Annotated in this window: 1 protein-coding gene; it reads left to right on the top strand. The window is 40.1% G+C overall.

Annotated features, from left to right (window positions below):
* The coding region (locus I6F43_RS19980) for an IS110 family transposase (protein WP_197103760.1) at positions 1-711 on the top strand (711 nt) is incomplete at its 5' end.
* Positions 712-715: the final 4 nt, after the last annotated feature.

Consider the following 715-nt stretch of genomic DNA (forward strand, 5'->3'; position numbering starts at 1 on the left):
CAACATCATATTAAGAGTGTCTGTATAAAATCAGTTGAGCAACAAGATAACCAAGCACAGCACAAAGCGAGAGAATTAGCGGTCAGACAAAGAACGGCACTATGCAATCAAATCCGAGGCTTAACTGCTGAATACGGAATTATTTTAAATCAGGGTGTAAACACAATACGCAAAAGTATCCCCCTAATTTTAGAAGATGAAAATACCGGATTATCAGGCGCATTTAAAGCGGTACTAAAGCAGTTAGAAACACAATTGAGTAACTTAGACAGCTGCATTGAAACTTACAGTACATTAATAGTTGAAACAGCAAAAAATAATGATATTTGCCAACGGATCCAAACAATACCTGGATTTGGTCCTATGGTATCAAGCGCCTATTTCAATGAAGTTGGAAATGGCAGTAACTATAAAAGAGGCCGCGATGTTTCAGCGTCTTTAGGTATCGTTCCGCGTCAACACAGTAGTGGCGGGAAAGATACTTTACTTGGGATAAGTAAGCGAGGAAATAGCTACTTAAGGTGCCTGTTGATCCAAGGAGCAAAAGCTGTTGTCTCAAGAGCAAAAACGAAGAATGATAAATTAAGTCAATGGATAAACCGACTGGTTCAAACTCGAGGGCATAATCGAGCATGTGTAGCTTATGCCAACAAGATGGCGAGAATGGCTTGGGCTATTAGCGCTTCAGGTGAGAGTTACTCACCCGTATAAATAC

This window comes from Pseudoalteromonas sp. NZS71_1 (assembly GCF_015864305.1).
GTDB lineage: Bacteria > Pseudomonadota > Gammaproteobacteria > Enterobacterales > Alteromonadaceae > Pseudoalteromonas > Pseudoalteromonas arctica.